Below are 22133 nucleotides of genomic sequence, written 5' to 3'. Positions count from 1 at the left end.
AAAGAATAAATTCAAATAATAAATATTGAACCATCAAATAGGTGAATATGAAGAGACTCATGTTCACCTATTTTTTTTGCACCCTATTATGACTAACTAAAATAAGGTTCCCATTCCACAAAAAAGCCAAGTAACATTCATTGATTCTTGACAAGAAATAAGTTCTATTCTAAGAATTATTTAATAGACCTTACATAGGATATTGAGGGTTTTAGCATAAAAAAAGGGAATCTTTACTATACTTAATGTGTTTTTAAGGTTGAAAGAAGTTTTTTAAGTAAAACCAAATCTCATTTTTAATTTAAATCTTACATGACAACCTAAAAACAGCATGTGAATATCTAACTTTTTTATCCTTTTTATATTTGCTTTATTTTTTGAGGCCTGTACTGTGGTCAAAGATGATTCGCAATCAAATCCAACACCTGTTGCTACAACAAACAGTACCTTCGAAGAAATTAATGTACCTAGTTCTTTTGAATATAAAACGGTGAAGGCATTGACAGTTGATGTGAAGTCAAAATTTAATCCAATCCAAAGTGTGATCACTTTTTATATAGTGAGTAATAATGGTGATTACATTAGAGTAGGTCGAGCTCTTTCGGATGTAACTGGAAATTTAAATCATACGCTGACCATTCCATCTTTTGTTGATAAAATATACATCACTAAAAGTGCTAAAGGAGTAGAGTGGTACGAGATCAATACCATTTCTGACGATGAAACTACCGTTACATTTGATAGATTGAGCCAAAAATCATCTATTGCTCAAAGTTCAAACGCAAGAATTAATTCTTGTGAAGATATCTTCTTTTCCGTTAATGGTAGTGGTGAAGCTTTTGCAATTAATTTTGAAAGTAATTACAGTATAACGGACTACAGTAATCTAGTCGGAAAAAGTTTTGCGAATGGGTACGATCAGGAAAACGATATCATTTATTATGACAATACTGGAGATCTTTATGCTTTTGATAGAACCTCAGGTACATCCACTTTTATTGCATCATTGAATACAGCAAGTTCAAGTTTTCATAATGGGTACCCTAGAATGGCCTATGAACGGGGAAGATTATTTATTGCTTCCAACCAACATCTGGCCATTGTAAACCCGATAGATGGTACGGTATTGAAAAATTTAATTATTTCAGGTATTCCAACCGATAAACATGGTGCTGGAGACCTTGCATTCAGTTCAACTGGAGCTTTATACCAAGCTTGTAAAGGTGGCCTTTATCATCTAACATTCAATGCGGACTCTACGGCAGTATCTGCTTCAAGAATTAGTGCAGATGATTTTCCTTATTCTATTACAGGGGTTACTTTTGACCGTTTTGATAATTTATATCTGTCTACCAATGGTAGTAATTCTACAATCATCCAGATGGATATTAATGATGGTTCATATACTATTGCTCAGCAACTCAACAGAAAAGTAAATGACTTGAGTACTTTTAGATGTTCTGAAGATGATTTTGGTGGTGCTGATGCGGATGGAGATGGCGTAGTAGATGGTTTTGATGAATATCCAAATGATCCCGCTAGAGCCTTCAATAATTATAATCCAGGGAAAAATGGTTTTGGTACTTACGCTTTTGAAGATTTATATCCTGAAAAAGGGGATTATGATTTTAATGATATTATGATTCATTACAGACACAATTATGTTTCAAATGCAAGTAACAAGGTTGTTGAAGTTCTTTCTAAATATGAAGTCAGCACTGTTGAAGCCGCAATGCCTTCTGGGTTTGGTATTGAATTGCCAATTCATAGTGATTCCATCAGTGGTGTTAGTGGTAGTACTATTGCAAGTGGAGTCACTTCATTAAATATCAAAGGGCTGGAAAGTGGAATTGATGATGATAAACCAGTTGTAATTGTTTTTGATAATCATTTTGGACTTGTGCAAGGAAGCGGTCCTATTAGAACAAGTAACGAAATGGATATTGTCATCTCTTTTGTGAATCCAATACCTTTTGAAGATTTACCTGTAGCTGATTTTAATCCTTTCATTTTTGTCAATCAAAATAGAGCAAGGGAAGTGCATATGACGAATGGATCACCTACTCAGAAGTTTGATGTATCATTAAGATCTAGTGGTTCTGATAGTGGCAACTATACCACTTCAGCAGGTCATCCATGGGCATTACATATGCCTCATAAATTCCACCCACCTCATGAGAATATTGACATTACAAATGCTTATCTCAACTTCAGAACTTTTGTTGAAAGTGGCGGAACTTCAAATTCAGATTGGTATACAGATGATTCTGGGAATAGAGAAAGTACTCTGATCCACTTACAGGATTAAGTGCTTTTGTCCTAGACAATAAAATATATACTCAGACAAACTCTTTATCTTATTTATTAAAAAATGACCTCGCATTTAACAGTGCGAGGTCTTAAAAAATACCAATAATTAAATTGGTCCTTAACTGACAAATTTATATACATCCTTAGTTTTTCTAACACTTTCTTCCCATGTGAATTTTTTGACCCACAAACTTCCTCTCTTGATAAGGTCTTGTCTATAAACTTCGTCCTCTATTACATTTGATATTTTCATACTTAAATCATTGACTTCATACTCAAAAAAGTCTCCTCCATCTCCTACAACTTCTCTGAGTGAGCCACCTTTTGCACTCAATACAGGCACACTACTTGCCATTGCCTCTAATGGTGCAAATCCAAACCCTTCATACAAAGAAGGAAAAACAAGCAAATCACCTTCATGATAAAAATTGATCAATTGCTCATCTGGAATATACCCTTCAAAAATGACATTTTTGAGCTTCAAATCTTCTGCAATTTGAGGATATACAGTCCGTTCAGGATACATACCCGCAATTCTAAGTTTTACAAAAGGAAATTTTTTTTCTATGTTTTGAAAGGCTTCTAATAGCAACTGTAGGTTTTTCCTTTCCCCTAATCCACCTGTATAGATAATATTAAACTGATCTTCTTTTCTTTCTGTATTTTCTGAAGGGTAAAATTGATCGAAATTGATTCCATTATGAATTACATGAACTAATTCTTCTGGGTATTTGGCATGGATGATCGTATCTTTTTTGGCACTTTCAGAGACCACAATGATGGGTACTCGTCTTTCCTTAAAACGATTGATGGCCCATTTATAGTACTTCATAAACCATTGATCACCTTCATGAACATGAAGTAATGAAACATCATGCATAGTGACAACAAATCGAGCATCTTTAAAATATGACAACGCTAAGCCAGATAAGAACCAATGTGCATGGTAAATTTTATTGGGATTGAAAGATTGATTTAGGGCCTGTTTTATAAAAAGAGGCAATACATAAGGGTGTAGATTTCTGAAGGATTTGTAGAAATACCCCTTGATCCAATCGTATTGATTTTCATAAAAATGATCCGCATTACTTGGTTTAGAAGGCTTATAAAGCTGTATTGGAGCTGATTTGTACATTTCCTCTCCTAATTCAAAACTATACCGTCCTATTCCTGAAAAGAAATGCTGACAGCTCACTAAATTGATATGATCTTCCATTAGTAATCTAGAATTTTAAATTCAGTTCTTCTATTCAATTGATGTTGAGATTCTGTACATGAAATACAGTCTACAGCATTCACTTTTTCTCCATAGAATTGATAAACAAGTCTCCTCGTTTTTATTCCTTTTGCATTCAAATAACTGATCACTGACTCCGCTCTTCTTCTTGATAAATCAATATTATAATCATCACTACCTCTGATATCACAATGTGAACCAAGCTCAACTATCAAAGAGGGATTATTGACCATTATTCTATGTAAATCATTTAATATTACCTTCGCTTCAGGCGTTAAATAGGCTTTATCGAAGGGATAATAAATATTCTCAATTTCAAGGAGATCGTTTTTGATCATTCTCTTGAGATAAACATCCCTGCGAATCACTCCGTCTAAACTTACATTATTAGCATTTACACTAGCATCTTTTGCTAAATAGCCTGAAGCTGACACATTTAAATTTAAGGTTTGATCGGGTGCTTTATCACCAAAAATAAACTGATAATGACCGAATTGGTTTGATGAAGTTTTATTGAGATGGATGTATTTACTATCCTGCAATGCAATGGTAGCATTTGGTATCTTCTCCTTTGTATTTTCATCAATAATATCTCCCTCCATTCTGATTTGATTTCCTTTCACGAGATCAATGATGACATACATTCCACCAAACTCTTTTTCCAAGTATTCAGTATTGATAATTTTTGGGATATAACCCATCTGCATCGCTTCCACTTGACAAAAATCATGTAAGTCGATGGAGGTAGCATAAAAGCCTTTATCATCTGTAACTCCATTTGATATTTCTTCCTTTGCACAGTCAAATAAAATAACAGAAGAATTTGGCAATGGTTCTTTGGTTAAACTATCAACTACTAAGACAGATATGTTATCAGGTACCTCTCTGAATCGGTAAATATCATCTGCTCCTGTTCCTCCATCTCTATTGGAAGAGAAATAACCATTAAATTCTTCGATGTCATGATCTATAGCTAAACCGAAATCATCTTTTGAAGAGTTAAAAGGATAGCCCATATTCTCTACGGAAACTACCCTGTTATTTCTAATATTAGCTTTATAAATATCTAAACCTCCTAATCCAATATGTCTATCAGAAGAGAAAAATAATGTACTATCATTGTATATAAATGGAAAAACTTCATTACCAGAAGTGTTGATCATTTCACCAATATTATAGGGCGGGTCCCAACCTCCTGATAGATTTCTATGACTGACATATATATCTGTTCCTCCTTTTCCATCTGACATATCTGAAATAAAATAAATGGTATTACCATCTTTAGTCAAAGTGGGGTGACCAACAGAAAATTCTTTATTATTGAGTTCAAAGTCAGACATTTTTTGAAACTGGCCATCTTTATATTTTGCCGTCCGAATCTCTAAGTGATGAATATCAAAGTTCTCTCCATCAATCACTTCATTCTTGTCCACGTTGATAGTGACGTACAACATATTAGAAGATTTATCAAAATAAGATGGACCAACGTGATGATTAGAAAAAATATCTTTGTCTAGCAATTGTACATCGGTGTAAGCTCCTAGTTTTGATTTATCTACTTTTACCAAATTGATAAAAGAATAGCCATCTCGATTGTGTACCGTAAGTTTCTTTCTTAAAGGTCTTGAAGAACAAAAAGCAATTCCGCTGTCGAAGATCAAAGGACTGAAATCTTTCTGTTCAGAATTAAAAGAAAGCCCTTCTACAATTACATTGAATCTGTTTCTTTTTAGCTTCCTTAATTGATTGGACTGACAAGACAAATAAAGGTCCCTCACTTCATGATCTCTTGGGTTTTTAAACAAATACCTTTGAAAGGCCTTTCCTGCTTTATTGTACTGTTCCAATGACTTTAACATCAGCCCATAGTTCAATAATACTTCATCAGAAAGTTCCCAATTAAAGTTGACTAGCTTTTCATATACCCTTACAGCTTCAAGATACTGTAATGTATGCTGATAGGAATAAGCCAACTTATACTCTGAGATAATGTCTAATTTATTGACTTTCTCAAAGTAATCAATGGCAAGTATGTAGTCGCTTCTTTCAAAATACTCATTTGCTTTTTTCATAAATTTAGTATCATGAGATTGAGCAAATACAATAGTTTGAGATAATAGTTGAAGCAATAGAATAAGTACAATAGTAAATTTCATATTTAAAAATATCTTGGACTCACGATTACATTATTCGTTTTTGATTTTATATTGAATCCTATTATAATTTCGTGTGAACCTGAGGTTGCAGTTTGAATATCTGTTACTGGAATATCATAACCATACCCAAGCCTAAATCTCTTTCTTACATCCAATTGAGCCATCAATGCAAAACCATCTTGTGTTCTGTACGTTGCTCCAAGCCAAAGCATTTTCTGTAAAATAAAAGTGGCAGTGAGATCTAATTGAACATCATTGTTGGTCACGTACTTCAATAATGCTGATGGTACAAAATCTACATGATCCGAGACTTGAAAATGAACTCCCCCTTTTAAGAAATAATGTCTATACTCTTGTGCTTCAGATGTATTGGTGATTTTGTTTTCAAGGATATATGGGATTGAAAAACTTACGTAATATTTATCGCTGTAGAGGTATAGACCAAAGCCAGTGTTGATATTAGTAAGGCTTTCGTTATTAGACCCGAATGTAGGATCTGATGGATTTTGGAGACTGACATTAGTCCAATCGTGCCGATATGAGGTGGCAGAAAGTGCCAAACCAAATGACAATGTCAACTTTTCATTGAGTTGCGTCATATATGAACCCGCCAATTGCATGGTATTAGTGGTAGAAACTCCAATTTTGTCATTGACAAAGTTAATTCCCATACCAAATTTGTCAGCCACTTTAAATGAAGTATTGAAGTTAAAGGTATTTGGAGCTCCTTCATAGTCTACCCATTGCCACCTGTTTAATAATAGAAAATCAATTCCATCTTTGGTTCCTGCAAATGCCGGGTTAATGGCCAATGTATTATAAGCATATTGGGTGAACATTGGTAATTGTTGAGCCTTCCCCTCATTTCCAAATATGTATATTAGTCCTAGGATTATTAATAGTTTTCTCATCTTCTTATCGCTTCAGTACCACATACCCGTTAAATGTATTGGTTTTGTTATTTAATTCAATAAGGATTACATAGAAGTAAGTACCATCAGGGAGTGGTTCTCCATTATTATTGTTACCGTTCCATTCGTTGGCGTACCCCTCTTTTTGATAGATTTCTTGTCCCCATCTATTATAGATTTTCAATTGATTGTCTTTATATCTTTCAATATTTTCTACAACAAAGAAATCATTGATTAGGTCGTCGTTTGGAGAAAATCCATTGTAAACTGTTATATCAATTTCCTCTTCTATTACTGTTCCCTCTTGATAAATATCTACAATCAACAAGCCATAACCACACTCTTCATCATCATTACAAACACTGTAATAAACGTAATCTCTTTCTCCATCTGATGCAACTGAATCTGGTGCTGTATAAAGAATATTTAAAGAATCAACAGCTTCAGCATCTGCATTTTCTAAATCTGGAGAACCGTATAAAGAAGTGGTTGGAGAAGATAGGTCTATGTCAGTGACTTTATTTACCTTTTCTTCTAATGGCAGATTATAAGTTTCTCCTTCAAATATTTTCACTGAATCAATCCAATACAATGATGAGTTTTCAGATACATAACCATCATCGCCTATCAGAATAATCCCGATGGCTTCATCTTTCTTTCTAGGACTTCCATTATCATAGACTTCATAAGTGAAAATATCTACTCCTGAATAACCTTTGTTCGGGAAATAATGAGCTACAACTGATGTATCTCCGTCTGTAATTTCACCATCGAACAAGACTGATCCATTGAGAGGAGATGTTATCAGAGCGACAGTAAAATAATCTAGATGACCGTCAGTATCGTAGTCATTATCAAGAATTGGCAACTCTACTGAAACGTCAACATCAGTGATTGCAAAATCATCTTTTGCAACAGGTGGTAGGTTTGTCCTTGGTGTAGGATCATTATCAACTACTGTAATGACAACAACAGCTTGATCACAATCTACCGGAGTTGCATTATCACAAACTTCATAAGTTAACTCATAAGTTCCTTCAAATCCTTCCGGTGGTGTATGTACTATTTCTCCATCCACAACGTCAAATTCAACACCATCGATATCCGGCTCTTCAATAATTCTTAAAGACTCGGGATCAAGATCATCTTCGGGATGAAAATCATTAGAAAGTACATCGATTATAGCTAACTCTCCATCAGGAAGATCCAATGTATCATTAACAGCCAAAAGATCATCATCAAACACTGTGATAACAACTACAGCTTGATCACAATCTGCTGGAGAAGAATTGTCGCAAATTTCGTAAGTCAATTCATAGGTACCCTCAAAACCTTCTGGTGGGGTATGCACTAGTTCTCCATTGACGACTTCAAAAGTCACTCCGTCTATATCTGGCGTTTCAATAATTTTTAATGATGCAGGATTTAGATCATCTTGAGGATGCGTATCATTGGCGAGTATATTTATATTTACAGGGTCACCATCAGGTAAACTTAATGTATCATTGACTGCCACTGGATCATCATCAAAAACGGTAATAGTCAAAACTGCTTGATCACAATCTGGTGGTGTTGATTTATCGCAAACTTCATATGTAAGATCATACGAGCCCACAAAATCTTCTGGTGGTGTGTGTACGATTTCCCCATCTACTACTTCAAACTCAACACCTTCTATATCGGGTTCTTCAATTATTCTTAAAGTAGTAGAATCTAAATCATCATCAGGGTGCGTATCATTAGCTAATACATCAATACTGATTTCATGACCATCAGGCAAGTTAACGGCATCATCCACAGCGACCGGCAATACTGGAAAATTCACTAAGAAATAACCTGTGTCGCAATATATAGGAGTACCTAAATCACAAATTTCAAAGAAGGCAGTATCAATACCACTTGCATCTAATTGAGGTACAATCTTAATATGTCCATCATCCGAAATTGTAAAGAAAATATCATTAGGTGATGAAATGACTCTCAGGTGATCTGTATTTAAATTATCATCTGGATCAGCCCCTAAAACACTTAATGGAAGACCAGTATTTGTAAGTGAAACATCATATCTAATCAATGAATCTTTTAACGCTACTGGAGGTTGGTTTATACTACCTAACGCTATATAGATGACACCTGTATCACAAAGGTTAGTAAAACTTTCATTGCAGATTCTATAATCCAACGCTAAAGTGTCGAACACTCCGTCAGTCATTCCAACAGTGAGATCTGTACCGCTAAATGAGATCAGTGAAAGGTCATCTGGGTCAACAGGTGTAAGTATTTCCAAAGATGAATAATCAATATAATTATGATCTTGAAGTAAGCTGTCAATTGAAAATGTGACTGTATCATATTGAAAAACGGTAATCAATGTATCTTCTGCTACTGGCGGAATCAAGGCCTCCGCCCTAAATTGATCCAATGCTACATCAGGAGTGGACTCTAATTTAAATACAGCATCATTATAATCGTAATCACCGGCAGAAAGATCCACATTGTCTTCCATACATAGAAGGAAATCAAATTCTGTAGCGTCTGTTAGATCATTTGCAAAAATAATAGTCATCTGATTATAAAGTGTACCTGCGGTAAATGAGGAATTGAAATCACCATTGGTAAACAACATATAATCACCATCAGTAATTCCACCATTCCATCCTTGGGCCACCAAGAAAAAACCAAACACAGTGTTTTCGGGATAAGTACCCAAACTAATCCGCATTCCATTATCTACAATATCAGGACTGTCGATATTTGGAAAGATGATTGTGAGGTCTCCTATTTCACCAGAACTCTGTGGTATATCATCAATTGTATAAGTATAAAAGCCTAATGTATTTTTCCACCCTGCATCTTCATAAAGTAGAGTCACAAAGACCTCTCCTTCTTGTTTCAGATAAACATCAGTAGCATTTCTATCCAAAAATGCATTGCCAAAGATTCTCAATGAATCTTCAATTAAAGCTCTGGTTCTATCCACAACATCAGTTGGAACAGCAATTCGTCCATCTAAATATGAAGGTACACCATTTGCATCCCATGATCCAAGTGTCAAATAATCATATTGCGTTTTTAATGGGATCATTGCGAGCAACAATGTCAGAAATGGTATAAAAAGAAGTCGATATTTTTGGGTGGTAGTATACATTTATTGTCGGTTTACTTTCTCCCAGATAGAGGAGTGATTTCCTTGCAGAAACTTGAAGAAGCCCAGCAGAACGCAGTAGTTCATAAAGGCATAGTAATAAGGAAAGAGCAGTCCTTTTATCTGTACTTTGTTTTTCTTTAAAAATCTTCCCACTAATGCGGTAGCATAAGCGAGGATTTGTATGAGGAGAGTGTATTCATAAATCCCCCTCAGTTCATATGCTAGGTATATATTTAACAGTAAAAGCAATGGTAATGCAAAAGGGACAATCAGCCATCGTAATACTCTGTGTGAAATGTATTGAAACGACACCCATCCGTACTTGAAGAAGTTAAGCATAGGAATTAAAACCAACATAATTTGGAATCCTCCTGATGCAATACGCACTTTTCGTTTCATTTCATCTTGTACTGAAGCTGATGAAGTTTCTGTAGCATAGGCATTTTTTTCATAGGCCACTTTAAAACCTTTTTGAACGATATGCATAGTAATGAAAAAGTCATCCAAAATAATTTCTTTTGGAATCGAAGGATAAAGTGAAGTTCTTATAGAAAACAGTTCTCCTGCTCCTCCCATTACACTTGTCAGTTCGGCGTCCCATTCTTTTAGTTTTGATTCATAGCGCCAATAAGCTCCTTCTCCTTCTGAGGCGGCTCCGTTTGAAGATGGAGTGATTACCTTTTTCTCTCCACAAACACCACCAACATTTGGGTTTCTATAATGGCTTGTAATGTGGATTAAAGCATCCCTATTTATCATAGTATTTGCATCACAGCATACTACAATATCTGTCTTCACATACTTCATTGCTCTGTTAAGTGCTTCAGATTTCCCACATCGCTCTGGAGAATGCAAAAGCTCAACGCCTTGATCTTGAAATTTTCTAATAATGTCTGGTGTTTCATCTGTACTTCCGTCTGTTATGAAAAGTATATTTTTCTTGTTACCTGGATATTGAAGTGCTAATGTATTCTCTACTTTTTCTTTGATAATTGAAGCTTCATTATAGGCCGGAATAATAATGGTTATTTCAGGACAAGCTTCATCTGTCCAAGCAGAAAGGTCTTTTTTCTTTTTGAAAACTCTCTTAATCAATAGAATTGAATAAAGTAATACGGGATATCCTACTGCACTGTATAAAACAACAAATAGAAGTCCCCAGAATAATAATTGGTAATTAGCAGTCATTTCTAGGTTTTTTAACTATATAAACAAAGTACAAAATTTAAGTGGTAACTCTAAGCGTATTTGAGCCCATCTTTGGGTTGTGCCATGCTTTTATTGAAAAGATACAATAGTGCAGAGAAGAGACCGGCCTTCAATGCACTATTTAGCTTTTTATCTTTGTTGAGTAAGAAGAAATATCGTTTCGGAAATGATAACATCATGAAGAATAAAAAGAACCCGATAAAATAAATAATTGAGTAATTTCTATACATAAATAAAATCCTATTCCGCGTCATATAAAACTCTTTCAATGGACTTAATTTTCCTACTGTAATAGATTCTTTGTGTAAAATCATTGCTTTGCCATTGTATTGAATCTGGTATCCTGCTTTCCGTATCTTCTTGCACCAATCCATTTCTTCATAATACAAAAAGAACGTTTCAGGAATACCGCCAACCTCATCAATCACTTTCCTTCTTACCATCATGGCGGCTCCATGTCCAAAGTAAGTTTTCTTTACATTATCATATTGTCCTTTATCCTGCTCTCTTTCTCCGATCACTCTGTTCCTTCCCGTAAATGGATTGATCTCCGTAAAACCTGAATATTGAATGGTATTGGGAGTATAATAATATTGAATTTTGGGACAAACCATACCTACCTTTTCATCTTGCATTGAATCTAATAAAGGTTGAAATGAACTTTTTGTCACTATAGTATCGTTATTGATAAAGTATAGAAAATCTCCTTTAGCTTCATTTATTCCAAGATTATTTCCACCTGCAAAACCAAGATTCTCTTCTGAGGTTATGACTTTAACTCTTGAATCCATTCGTTCTAAAAGTGCTGAAATATCTTTTTGTGATCCATTGTCCACAACAATCCATTCTGACTCTTTAGGTGCAAATTGTATTAAGGATTTAATTAGTTCTAGCGTAACGTCTAATTGTCTAAAGTTTACGGTGATAATCGAGAGCATAATAATTATTGTTTAGGTATTTTTTCCCAGTTTTTGGTTTCGAAATTATATCTTTTGACTAATCGGATAGGGTTTCCAATAGCCACATGATAGTCAGGAATATCTTTGTTTACTACACTTCCTGCTCCAATCACACAGTGTTTTCCAATATGTACACCTTGTGTGATGGTCACATTAGCACCTATCCATGAATTTTCGTCTATTGTTATTTTTTTTGTATTGACACCTTGATCCACAATTGGCACATCGGGATCTTCGAAAACATGGTTTAAAGCAGAAGCCACAATATTTTGAGCAAATAGTACATTATCCTTTATTTCTACAGGTCCAATAATAGTATTGCCCATTCCGACAATCACATTATTTCCAATGACTAAATCCCCTACGGCATTATTTAGAGTCACAAAATCCTCAATGATTGTCTTTTTCCCAATAGTAACTTTATTAAACGGAAATAAGTCCAGGCGAGCAGAAGATCTGATCACAGCTTTTCTACCCCTCTTGATATAAAAAGGAAATAAAAGTACTCGTACCCAAAACCTTGGTCTGTAATAAAGTACAAGGGATTGGTGAATAAACTGTTTCAACCAGTCATTATTCTGAACATATAGTTTTAAGCTACTGAGCATTTCTATTTATTTTATCAAGGTAAATGTTATGAAATTGACTTGCCCTGTTTTCCCACTTATTATTCTTGGCAATTTCCTTTCTTCTCGCTACTTTTTCTTTGGAGTCTTTAAGTGCTTTCTTTAATTCCACCTCAAAAGATGGTGCATCATCATAAATATGAATCACTTCCTCAAAATCTTCTAAGTTTGTAAAAGGAGTTGTAAGTACAGGTTTACCCACACTCAAATATTCATTAATTTTCAAAGGATAAATACATTGTGTAAGGTCATTGCAAAGGAATGGAATAATACAAACATCTGAATAATAGACAAGATCTGGAACATCTTCCATTTTCTGAGGCCCTAAATAATGTACATTACTATATTCCAATAATTTCTCACCTCTGAATTCTCGCTGATTAATTGGTCCTATTAAAATTAATTGTAATTCAGGGTCGCTTTTTACAATGCTTTCTAATAATTTATAATTAATTCTCAAGCCAATATTCCCTACGTAAGTCACTCTTTTTCCTTTAGGAATACTCTTTAATAAATGCGATTCAAAATAATTTTCTCTTTGGAAAAAGTCGTAATCCGCACCATTATAAACCGTCTCAATTTGTCTAGCGTAAGGTTCCAATCTATACCTCAGGTCATCTGAAGTTGTAATTACTAAATCGGCCTTCTCCGCTGCTTTTTTCTCAGCAGTAATTCCATGTTTTGCAATATACTTTTCCCCTTCTATCAAATCCACACAATGATAAATTGACATTATTGACTTTTTCTTAGAAGAAATAGAAAAATATACAGGATTAAACGAATTGATATATACGAAGTTATCTTTAACATGGAAACGATCCAATACCGAATCAATCGCTTTCCAAATTGACTTACAATTTTTTGCTTTCAATTGATTGTATATTAATCCCGGAGGAAGGAAATTGATTGGAAATACAGGTTCGGGGCAAATATTGATGAAATTTGGATAATCATCAAATGGCTGAAAGTGATGAATTCCCTTTTTCCAAAGTTCTTTTCTTTTCTTGATTTGCTCCGCGAAAGCCGGATTTGTAAGGTCTTTTAATGTATATGGATGATCAACATAAAAAACCAATCTATCTCTAGACCACTTTTTAGCTAAAGAGATAGATGTAGCACCAAACTGTTCATCAACTCTTGTTAGTGCTTGTAATACAATGGGTCTAAAAATATGCATAGTTTATGATTGAAACTGTTTTTGGTATTTAAAGTTTGAAGCAAAATATTTTGGAAATAGAAGAATTAAATCAATCCACCAATAGAAAATTAATTTTAATCCCCCTAAAAATAGCTTCGGTTTGAAGAAGTATTTGAATGTACTTTTCAGATTCATTATTTGATGATAGAAAAATACTTCCCAGTAGATCGTAATCCATGGTGATGTATTTCTGTATTTGTGATATAGGTTGGTGTTTTTATAATAAAGTAAAAATTCACTTTCTAAAATCTTCATTCTTGATTTCATTTTAGAAAATGATTCTTGACGAGGCGGATGACAGACTTTCATCTCTTCTACAAAAACAATCTCTCCTACTTCTCTCATTCTCCAGGCAAAGTCTGCATCCTCATTGTGAGCATAAGGAAAAGTTTCATCGAAACCATTCAAATGCTCAAAGGTACTTTTCCTAAATGCTACATTACAAGTAGGAACTGCTGGATTGCCATCCAAATTTTCAATTTGATGAGTAAGTGGTGTTACTTCTTTTTTATAAGTATAAGTAAGACCTTCTAAGCCTACAATATTGGGATTGCCTTCCAAGTTTAAACGAATCACTTGTAGCCAATTATTGTCAGGAATACAATCATCATCCGTAAACGCTAAAATTTCTCCTACTGCTAATCTTGCTCCTGTATTTCTTGCTTTTGCAGGACCTGCTTTTTCAACTTCTAATATTTGCCAATTCTCTTGTTGGCCATATTTTGCTTCTAATTCTTTTTTAGTATCGTCTTTACAGGAATCACAAACAACTATCACCTCATAATCAGGGTAATCGAGATTATTTAATGCTTCAGCCAATGTTAGCATAGAAGACATTCTATTGTGAGTAGGTACTATAATACTTATTTTCATAACATTAGGTTTTCATAAATACTTTCAAGATCTTTCGTCGCTTTCTCCCATGTGTACTTTTTGGCCGTTTCAATGCCCTTCAATTCGTATTCCTTTTTGAGGTTTTCATCTTCCATCAATTTAATGATATTTTCGGCCAACTCTTCTGGTGCAGAAGTGGAAAGTAAAGCACCATTTTTTAGAACTTCACCCAAAGAACCTTCATTCGAAGATACTGTTGCTGTACCGCATGCCATTGCCTCTAGTGGAGGAAAACCAAAGCCCTCAAATTTTGAAGGGTATAAAAATGCATCTGCAGTCTGTAAAAATTGCTGTAAATCTTTATCATCTACATAACCAACAAAAGAAACATTTTGGAGCTGATATTTCTCAACTAATTCAGGAAGATTGGTATAAGCCGCATTGCCACTTCCAATTTCCATACTAAAATCCAACCCTTTCTCTTCCAAAATTCTAGCTACTTCTATTAAGGCCACTGCATTTTTATGTACAACACCCAATCCTCCCAAATATCTTATTGTGAATTTTTCGTTTTGGGTTTTGAAATTTTTATCCCAATAAAATGTTGAATGATCAATTCCATTATAAACCACTTTCACTTTATCAGGAGACACATTTGTCATGTTAACTAAATCAATTTTAGAAGTCTCCGAAACAGTAATAATCAAGTCGGATTGCTTGATTGAAGTATTTAACTGGTAGAGATAATATTGATGAATGAGTGGATTTGTATTTTTAAAATGAAGTGGAATTACATCGTGAATGGTGACAATATTTTTTCCTGTTTTATTTTTGTTAGACCAATAGAACCCTGTGAAGGCATCAATGTTATCCGCATGATAAATTGAATACTCCCTATGTTGTTGATTTAATTCTCTAGACATATAAAAGGGTGCTATATAGTTTCTTAGGTTTTTTAACGAGCGATGATGGTAATGGTTAGTAAACGGAAATTCAGTTCCCTTTTTTCTAGAGAGCAATATCTCTAAACCATTTCGGTACATTCCTTGGGCTAATCTTTCTGAATATTGACCAATACCAAACTTTCCTTCTAAACATGAAAGAAATTGAATATTCATTTTCTATTGGTTTTAATGATAATAGCTAAAAGTACTAAATAATATCAGGATCTTTTCTAAAATATAGAGATTGTACAATACAATGTTATATAGTGTATATTAAAGCTTAATTGATGATTCTAATATAATTTATTCTTCTTTTTGGATCATAGCTGGAATTGTTTTCAACATCAATCCTATATCGTAAAAGATATTATACTTTCTAGCATATTTTGTATCCAATTCTATTCTTTCATCGATGGACATAAATGCTCTTTTTGATTTTTCTACTTGCCATAAACCTGTAATACCTGCTGGAGCTGAAAATCTTAAGATGGATTTATCTTTGGTCATTTGCTCTGCCTCATATATTGGTAAAGGTCTATTCCCAACAATTGACATATGCCCAAAAAGTACATTAAAAAGCTGTGGCAATTCATCAAGACTTGTCTTACGAATGAGTGCTCCAACTTTTGTGACTCTAGGGTCATTTTTTAATTTAAAGAATGAAGATTTATTTTTCTCTTTGATGTAATCTTTATAAGAAACTTGATATCCGTTATCACTATAAAGCATATGTGGATCTTTATCCAAATTTATTCCTTTTCCTGATTCTTCTTCTTCATTATTGTAGGCATTGTCTTTTTGTAAAGAACTCACCATACTATCTGCGTCTACTCGCATAGACCTGAACTTATAGAATGGAAAAATGGCGTAATATCTTCCTACTCTTTTGGCTGAGTAAATTACCTTTCCTTTAGACTCCATTCGAATAGCAACAGCTATTACTATTAGCAATGGTGAAAGTAAAATAATCAATGTTGAGGAGACCACAATATCAAAAATTCTCTTGGTGAAATCATTAAACATTACATAAAGATTCTTCTTACGTTTAATTAATTTCTGAGCTGGAAACTCTACCATTTCATAGTCCTCCAAAACTTCAAACTGATAGATCACATTTTGAATGATGATATCAAGGTTTTCAGGTACAAAAGGTTTGGTAATGTACTCACTTACTCCTGATTTCAGGAGTTCCATTTTACAGTTGACATCAATTTCAGAAGTTAATACAACTATCGGCAGATTTTTATAGGCGTCATTTTTCTTCAGTTCCCCTAAAAAATCTATCATGCTTTCATCATGAATATGTAAGTCTGATAGTAACAAAGAAATAGATAATTTAGATAAGATTTCCTGAGCCTGTTCTACACTTCTTGCTTCAATTATTTCGTACTTATGTTTTAGAACATGTTCCACAAATTCAAACATAAATCGATCGTCTTCTAGATATAGTACTTTTCTCATTGTAGTGTGTAATAATTGTTTATCAAATAACAATGAATATTGATGAATGATTCAATAATGCTTTTTATTCAAAAATATCGTTTTAAAAATCATGCATGATCTTCAAATATTTCAATTCGTTTTTATTAGATGGAGTATTTTGAGTATTTTATAGGGTACTTCTAAAGTTAACTTCAAAGGGTATTTTTATTACTCATCAAATAATTTTTTAAGGTATTTTTGTCGCTTTGCAAATTTTCTTTTTTCTCTTTCTTCAAATTCAATTTTACGTTGATCATTCAACTCGACCCATCTTCTTAATTCATCTTCCAAGGCTAATTTAATAAGACGGCAGAATATGGCGGAGAAGAACCATAAGCCAACACTGAAAGGTAAAATCCCATTAATATCCTGTGCTTGTTCTACAACCATAAAAGCACCATAAAATGAAAAGAAGGTGAGTATTAAAAGTTTGTAATCTTGGTCCTGTAAACTCCATACTTTGACTTTGAAAAATGCGGGAAGTAACAAAGCAGCATAAAATGAGAGATAAACAACCAATCCGACATAGCCTGTCTCAACCATCACACGAACGTGACCTGAATCAGGAGCAAAACCTGAGAGCATTGTACCAGGAGAAAATTTCATACCCCAAATCCCTGTGCTCCCCAAACCACCACCAATAGGGTGTTTCGCCAACCATGGTTTTATTCTTTCCTGATTTCTTTTTCTTTCTTTATACGATTCATCTTCACTTGCATTAAAAGTAGATTGAATTCTTTGTATATGATAATTATTAGAGGGTGTCACAATCACAAAAGTCATTATTGCAACTAATATTGCTCCCACGATATAAATTTTAGTGTTCCCCCAAAGTCCAATTATGATTATAAAACCAATGGGTACAATTGCAAAACCTGATCTTGTACCTGACCAAACCAACCCTAAGAAAATAATTAACAATGCTATCATCATAAATATTTTCTGAGAAAGTTTCTTGTAAACAGGAATTAGAATTGCATAGAAATTAAACATTAATCCCATTAGTACACCAAAGTGAGCAGGTGAACCTGTTGTTCCAAAAGATCTCCAGCGTCCGTTAATATATACCAAATGTTTGGCATCATTAGCCAACACCCACATCATTTCAAAATTCAAGTACCCAAATAAAAATTGATAACAGCCCCAAGCTGCACAAATTGTTGTGATTACTAAGAAAAAATGTAATACTTTTAAAATCTGTTCCTTTGTACGGAACTGATAATAAGTAAGAACAAAAATCAGAGGATAAAACACATAAGGTCGCATGGTATAAAACCAAGCTGCTCTTGACGCAGCCCATGGGTTTCCTACTTGTAAAAAATTATATCCCATCCATGCATATACAAAATAAACGGGAAAGAACTTAAAAGTAGATTTGTAATCTTTCTTTTCGTAACACCTGAAAACGTGCCCAAAAAATGTAAATAAAATGGAACTATCAAACGAAATACCTATTGGGATTGAAGTCGGGATTTTGAGAGGTACTCCAATGAAAATAGAAAGTGTAAGAAAGAAATAGATAGCAAATTCAAGTTTTACAAAGAGGGAGAAAAATATAGGCATAGCCACACATACAAAAGCAAGTGCAATCGCTGTAGCCCAATTGGTTTTCATTACCAATACGCCTACAGTTAATGCAAAAGAGATCAAGCAGAAAACACCAAAATTGGTGTTATACCGCTCTCCTATCATCTTTTTAATTACTTTTTTGGCTACGCGCATCACTGTTCTATCTATTTATCTTTTCTTTCAGTATGAATAAAATTGCCTTTTGTCTGTCCCCCTATTTTAAGTATACTTCTGATGTTACTTATGATCAAAGAAGGAAACATTTTTAGTACTTGAAATGCAGCTCTCCATAATCTCTGATTGGTTAAGAACAGGATAATACCAAAGGATAGAAATAAAAAGGATAAAAGATTCAAGATTGAAATTTTGAAAGCAGCTAATTCAATGATCAGTAATGTTGGAACAATCAATAAATGTATGCTTCTTGGCGGGCGAGATAAAGCAAAGACATAGTCCAATAATTCCAACCTCAATGATGAAATACTTTTTAATACAAGTTGACTAAAATAAGTGGCTAAAGTCTGATATTGTTCTGCAAACCATCGTGTTCTCTGTGCTCCTAAAACTTCTATATCATCTGTTTTTTCTTCATAAACTATAGTAGAATTAGAGAAGCAAGCCTTGATATCATTAAAATTCAACAACCAATTGATTAAAAGGTTCTTATCCATACCTGGGTTGTTCTCATCTAATTTATTGATGCCTTTTATGAAAAGTCTTTTATCAACTAAAAAACCACTACCACTTAATTCGGGCAACCAACCCATTTTCACTCTGTATTGTCGCATCATCATATCATTCAATGATTCTGAGATTTGGTCATAAGAAGTCACACCATTCACATGTGATAAGGGCAGCCTTTTGCCTTGAATCAAATCATATTCATTACCCCTTAAAGCATATAATTTATAGAAGAAATCAGGAGCTATAATATTATCTTTATCCAACAAAATAATATGAGTTGGGTCAAACATTTTCAATTGATTATCTGAAGTAATTTGATGACAGATAAATTTCAATGCATGTACATAGGAGTTCCCTTTTTGATTGTGAAAGCTTTTATGATTGCACAAAAAGTCCATTTTCTGGTAGCATTGATCAATGAATTTGGCATTGGTATTTTGAAATAAAACATACGTTTTCATCTCCACTGCATTCGGAGGCTGATTATCACGTATGCTTTTCAATACTTCAAAAAATGTGGAATTTGGAGCATATGCGGGCAAAACCACCAACCACCTATCTTTCATTGGGAAAGACTGGGCTTCAGGTTCTTTATAAAATGAGCCGATGAAAAGTGTCATCATCCAATAAAAACTATAGCATAAAAAGTAAAAACTTATTATTTGAAAACCATAAAGGGCTAAATCAGGGTAATTAATATTCATTATCTTCAGTAATTATAGTACCTAAAATGTTGAGATGGGACTCATACATCTCATGTTGATTTTTAGCATCATCTTCATTAAATGGATAATGCAGTTCATACATATAGTATAAATCTGAGGACAGGTCCATCCATTCTTTCCACTCTAATGAACTGTAGATTGGAGGAGGTAAAATGAAAATGTATTTATATTGCTCTTTTAATCTTTTCAGCATTTTGAACCACTTACTAGGCAATGCATAATCGTATGGAGAAGCCGCATATTTGGAAAGATCTATCATGCCAGATGCTGTGGCTGTTTCCACATCAGCAAAGCTATTTCCAATAATTGGAGCATCTTCAAAATCTACATCAGGCATATCCCAATTGGCGTAAAGGATCAAAGTTTCTACCTCCAATACACGCAAAAAATCATACAGTTTCTTTACCGTATGATATTGCATCTTATTACTCCTTACATAGTTGAATAATATAATGCCTGACTCTTTTGTGTCAATTTCCAACACTTGTTTTCTAATTGATTTGATAACATCACGCTCAAGTGCATCTAACTTCTTATTCTTTTTCTGACACCTCTTCTGAACAAATTGATTCAGCTTCGGTATTTTCTGAACAATTGCATTGACTTTATGCCTTCGGCCTGAAACGAGGGCAACAGAACTAATCATAGTTTCATGTTCAAATTGGAAAGTCTTATGGAGATTTTTATCCAATGCTACTGTTGCAACTATGGCTACAATAATGAGCAGTAAACCGCCCATAAAAGTACCAACCACCAAAAGCATTCTTTTTGAACTCTTAGGTTTCAATGGAAAATTCGCTTCTTCTATCACAAAAAGGTCTTTTCCGGCATCTTTCTCCAAGACTAAAGCAACATTGAGCTTATCCAATAATTTGAGGTAATGCTTTTCTTTAGTATTGATTTTGTGCTTTAGGTTATCTACATGAGATATAATTCCTACCAATCTTTTCCCTTCACTTTTTACAGACCATAACTGAGATTCAACGACAGGAATCATTGCCTCTTCTTTTTCATATTCTATTTCTAAAACCACCAAATCAGAAACTATACTTTGCTTTGTTGCTGATGGGTCATAAGTAGTATTGATTATGGATTCATTGAGTGAATTTTGCAAGCGGCCTTCTAAGTGTGAAATTTCATTTTCAAGATTTGCTTGATAATCAAAAGGCAACTGATCGGCTTTAAACTGGTCAAATTCTCTACTTAATTTTAATGCTTGGAGTGAATCTTTCAAATGAACAATTTGTTCATGTAATTTTTGGTTTTGATTAGCATATCCATAATCTGTTTTCACTTCCAACTGATGCTTGATATAATCAATGGCACGGCGTCTTGCAGCATGATTTTTATTTAATGTCCCTAGCATTTTCTGCAATTCCAATATCCGTTCATTGACTGCATCAGAAGAAGCCTCTACATTAAAAACATTAAAATGCTCTTGATAGTTTCTTAATGAATCAAGTAGATAGTCTAATTCCTCTTTTGCTTTGTTAGTCGTTTCTTCTATGATCATTCTTTTTCCTGTCAGCTGATGACCTATTTCATTTTTGTATTCTTGTGTCCATTCTTCTGCCATTATTTTCACATAGAAATACGCCACTTTTGCCAATTTATCTTCAGCTGTTATGGTCATATATTTACTGGAACCAATTCTTGAAATCTTAATTTTTGATTCAACAGCATCTGGAGTAATTCCATTCTTTTCTAATAATTGAAGTATCACAACGTCAATGGGACGTTGCATGTCCAATAGTTTATTTTTCTCAATGAGATAGTCTATTCTCTGAATAATTTCATTCGGACCATAAAGGTTTTCATCTACAGCAAAATCAAAATACTTTTTATTGCCTACTCCATCTTTTAAAATACGAAGCTGAATTCTTTGTGTAACGTGCTGTAATCGAGCCACCTCAATAACATCACTAAATAAGAATCCATACTCAAACAGTTTGATTGATTTACTGTTTAAAGTCAAGTTCTCGTCACTGGTCAGTTCAAACTGAAGTTTGGATTTGGACTCGAAGCTTTTAAAGTCTGCTGTTTTGGTATAGACAAATACTGCGGCTATTGCCGGAGGAATAGTCCACAAGTACCATCTTTTTAAGACCTCAAATAATATGTAATATATAGTTTGCACTTAA

15 protein-coding genes are annotated in these 22133 nt (G+C 33.9%); 1 reads left to right on the top strand and 14 read right to left on the bottom strand.

The genetic code is table 11. The features are described 5' to 3' along the window. The first annotated feature begins 391 nt into the window (after nt 1–391). The gene (locus AVL50_RS11515; protein ID WP_062616654.1) at nt 392–2308 is read left to right on the top strand and encodes an LruC domain-containing protein; all 1917 of its coding nucleotides are present in this window, start codon (nt 392–394) and stop codon (nt 2306–2308) included. Nucleotides 2309–2428: 120 nt separating this feature from the next. On the opposite strand, the gene AVL50_RS11510 is transcribed toward AVL50_RS11515, so the two are convergent. The 14 genes from AVL50_RS11510 to AVL50_RS11445 all read right to left on the bottom strand — a co-directional run bounded on the left by AVL50_RS11510 (nt 2429) and on the right by AVL50_RS11445 (nt 22129). Beyond that, nucleotides 2429–3526 carry a glycosyltransferase family 1 protein gene (locus tag AVL50_RS11510; RefSeq protein ID WP_062616653.1) on the bottom strand — a complete coding sequence of 366 codons (1098 nt, stop codon included), beginning with the start codon at nt 3524–3526 and terminating at the stop codon, nt 2429–2431. After that, nucleotides 3526–5703 carry an OmpA family protein gene (locus AVL50_RS11505; RefSeq protein WP_062616652.1) on the bottom strand — a complete coding sequence of 726 codons (2178 nt, stop codon included), beginning with the start codon at nt 5701–5703 and terminating at the stop codon, nt 3526–3528. The genes AVL50_RS11510 and AVL50_RS11505 overlap by 1 nt, the downstream gene beginning before the upstream one ends. Before the next feature lie 2 nt (nt 5704–5705). Continuing rightward, nucleotides 5706–6614, bottom strand: a complete 909-nt coding sequence (locus AVL50_RS11500) for a type IX secretion system membrane protein PorP/SprF (protein ID WP_082795766.1) — start codon at nt 6612–6614, stop codon at nt 5706–5708. A 4-nt stretch (nt 6615–6618) separates the two neighbouring features. Further along, a complete protein-coding gene (locus AVL50_RS11495) occupies nt 6619–9699 on the bottom strand; it encodes an Ig-like domain-containing protein (protein WP_062616650.1) in 3081 nt (1026 codons plus the stop codon). Nucleotides 9700–9762: 63 nt separating this feature from the next. After that, nucleotides 9763–10950, bottom strand: a complete 1188-nt coding sequence (locus tag AVL50_RS11490) for a glycosyltransferase family 2 protein (RefSeq protein WP_062616649.1) — start codon at nt 10948–10950, stop codon at nt 9763–9765. A 50-nt stretch (nt 10951–11000) separates the two neighbouring features. Next, nucleotides 11001–11909 carry a glycosyltransferase family 2 protein gene (locus AVL50_RS11485; protein ID WP_063850676.1) on the bottom strand — a complete coding sequence of 303 codons (909 nt, stop codon included), beginning with the start codon at nt 11907–11909 and terminating at the stop codon, nt 11001–11003. Between the two features lie 5 nt (nt 11910–11914). Further along, entirely contained in the window at nt 11915–12538 is a 624-nt protein-coding gene (locus tag AVL50_RS11480) for a DapH/DapD/GlmU-related protein (RefSeq protein ID WP_062616647.1), read from the bottom strand. Beyond that, complete coding sequence (locus tag AVL50_RS11475) at nt 12528–13733, bottom strand: glycosyltransferase (RefSeq protein WP_062616646.1); 1206 nt, start codon at nt 13731–13733, stop codon at nt 12528–12530. Before AVL50_RS11475 ends, AVL50_RS11480 begins: the two co-directional genes overlap by 11 nt. 3 nt (nt 13734–13736) lie before the next feature. Further along, on the bottom strand, nt 13737–14627 hold the full coding sequence (locus AVL50_RS11470; protein WP_062616645.1) for a glycosyltransferase family 2 protein: 891 nt from the start codon (nt 14625–14627) through the stop codon (nt 13737–13739). Beyond that, entirely contained in the window at nt 14624–15706 is a 1083-nt protein-coding gene (locus tag AVL50_RS11465; RefSeq protein ID WP_062616644.1) for a glycosyltransferase family 1 protein, read from the bottom strand. The genes AVL50_RS11470 and AVL50_RS11465 overlap by 4 nt, the downstream gene beginning before the upstream one ends. Before the next feature lie 129 nt (nt 15707–15835). Further along, on the bottom strand, nt 15836–16993 hold the full coding sequence (locus AVL50_RS33780) for a sugar transferase (protein WP_062616643.1): 1158 nt from the start codon (nt 16991–16993) through the stop codon (nt 15836–15838). A gap of 189 nt (nt 16994–17182) precedes the next feature. Further along, the gene (locus tag AVL50_RS11455) at nt 17183–18706 is read right to left on the bottom strand and encodes an O-antigen ligase (RefSeq protein ID WP_172826819.1); all 1524 of its coding nucleotides are present in this window, start codon (nt 18704–18706) and stop codon (nt 17183–17185) included. A 41-nt stretch (nt 18707–18747) separates the two neighbouring features. Beyond that, the gene (locus AVL50_RS11450; RefSeq protein ID WP_062616641.1) at nt 18748–19971 is read right to left on the bottom strand and encodes a glycosyltransferase; all 1224 of its coding nucleotides are present in this window, start codon (nt 19969–19971) and stop codon (nt 18748–18750) included. Beyond that, complete coding sequence (locus tag AVL50_RS11445; RefSeq protein ID WP_157491286.1) at nt 19961–22129, bottom strand: hypothetical protein; 2169 nt, start codon at nt 22127–22129, stop codon at nt 19961–19963. The genes AVL50_RS11450 and AVL50_RS11445 overlap by 11 nt, the downstream gene beginning before the upstream one ends. Between the last annotated feature and the right edge of the window lie 4 nt (nt 22130–22133).

Source organism: Flammeovirga sp. SJP92 (genome assembly GCF_001583495.1).
In the GTDB taxonomy this organism is placed as follows: Bacteria; Bacteroidota; Bacteroidia; order Cytophagales; family Flammeovirgaceae; genus Flammeovirga.
This window is presented reverse-complemented; position numbering and strand designations above follow the sequence as displayed.